This is a genomic window from Streptomyces sp. NPDC054840, assembly GCF_053611065.1.
This window is the reverse complement of sequence record NZ_JBSGZP010001016.1, coordinates 1-1,852: the sequence shown is the minus strand read 5'-3', so window position 1 is coordinate 1,852 and position 1,852 is coordinate 1. Positions and strand designations below refer to the sequence as shown.

Sequence of the window (1,852 nt, the reverse complement as noted above, 5' to 3'; positions counted from 1 at the left end):
GTCCACGATGGCGCCGTTGTGTGGGGGTAGCGCCTGAGCGATCTGGAACGACGGGGGAATCGCGTCAGGCACTGCGGGGGGTGGCGGTGGTGATATCGGGTTCGAAGAGCTGGTGGTCCCGCTGATCGAGATTGACGAAGACCATTCCGTAGCGCACCTCGCAGCGGACGGGCTGCGGCGCGCCCCTCGGGCGGCGCAGGCACCGGTAGGCACGTACGTCCTCGTCCTCCTCGCGCACGACGACGATCGGTTGGCCGAACAGGGTGACCATCAACGAGTCGCCCGGGTGGGGGATGGCCGTGGCGAGATCGATGAACTGCCAGCCCGACCGGTAGGCGGAGGCCATCTCGCGGCGGAAGCCGCGATCGTCGGGGGTCATGCGGACACCGTCACAGGCGCGTCGGTCCAACCCGTATCGCCGTTTCCGCCCAGCCGGTGGCTGGTCCAGCCGGTGTCCGCGTACTTACCCGCGGGCGCCGTGGTCCAGCCCGTGTCGTCCGTGCTCGTCAGGCTCGTGCCCTGACCGTCCCTAGCGCTCCCCGCGTCACTTTCGACGGCGCTGACTGCCCCAAAAACCGCAACGGCGGAGAAAACTATGGCAAGCACCGAGCGAAGCATTCTCTTGTACATGGTCGGCTTCGTCCTCACTTGATGGAATCCTCTCCCCCGCGTGACAGACGATGGCTCATTCAGGCACGTCAATGCCACAGGGACGATGCATCATGTTCTTGCATGTTCAGGACCCTGGGGGGTGGAGATTTGACGCGAAACGAGACAAAGGCGACACATCCCCACCCTGTGACGTCCATGTGTGCCGAAGGGACACGTCTCTACGCGACCGCACTGAGCACCGGCCGGATCGCCCGGGGCGAGATCCAGAACGCCCCCTGCCTGCTTGAATTCGCTCTTCTGCAGCCCGACCCGGATGACGCGAACCAACTGCGTCCGGTTCCGCCGGCCGTGGCTTTGGCTCAACGGCTCCATCCGATTGAACGCGAGATCCAGGACCGCCGGCGCAGCGCTGTAGATCTCACCGACACTTTCGAGCCTTTCCTGGCCATCAGCGCACAGAGCCCGGCCAACACCCACGCCATCACGGTGCTGGAGGGTTTCGAACAGATCAACGCCGCCCTGAACCTCGCGACGGCCGAATGTCATACCGAGGTGCTGACGGTCCAGCCGGGCGGCGCCAGGCCCTCCCTGGCCCTCACCCAGGCCCTGGAACGCGACCAGCCGCTGATCGACCGCGGGGTCAGCATACGGACCCTGTACCAGCACACCGCGCGGCACAGCCAGGGCACGCTCGCCTACGTGGAGCGGATCTCGACCGGCAAGGTGGAGATCCGCACCCTCGAAGAACTGATCGAACGCCTGATCATCTTCGACCGCACGGTCGCCTTCATCCCGGTGAGCGACGACCGCCGGGTCGCCCTGGAGCTGCGCCACCCCGGCCTGGTCGACTACCTCATCAAGGTTTTCGAGCAGCTGTGGCACCGGGCCGTGCCCCTCCAGGAGGAAGTGACCTACCGCAGCACCCCCGGCGGAATCTCCGGCGTCCAGCGGACCATCGCCCAGCTCCTGATCGAGGGCCACGTCGACGAGGCCATCGCGCGCCGCCTCGGCATGAACGTGCGCACCTGCCGAGCACACATCGCCAAGCTCGCCACCACCCTCGGCAGCGGCAGCCGCGCGCAGCTCGGCTACCTCATCGCCCAGGCCGGCATCCTGGGCGGGCCCTGCGGCCCGGAGCAGGACGCCGACGGGCATCCGGACGACGAGGACCACGACCGGGAGCGGGAAGGCCTCTGAGGGCTCGCAGGCCCTGACAAGCCCGCAGGCCCCGCCCCTGGGA

General features: G+C 67.4%; 2 protein-coding genes. One reads left to right on the top strand and one right to left on the bottom strand.

Annotation, left to right across the window (positions count from 1 at the left end):
• Positions 1–64: 64 nt before the first annotated feature.
• Complete coding sequence (locus tag ACWGIU_RS37005; protein ID WP_030383724.1) at positions 65–379, bottom strand: Rieske (2Fe-2S) protein; 315 nt, start codon at positions 377–379, stop codon at positions 65–67.
• 353 nt (positions 380–732) lie between these two features.
• On the opposite strand from ACWGIU_RS37005, the gene ACWGIU_RS37000 reads away from it, so the two are divergent.
• A complete protein-coding gene (locus ACWGIU_RS37000; RefSeq protein ID WP_453712455.1) occupies positions 733–1,809 on the top strand; it encodes a helix-turn-helix transcriptional regulator in 1,077 nt (358 codons plus the stop codon).
• The last annotated feature ends 43 nt before the right edge of the window (positions 1,810–1,852 follow it).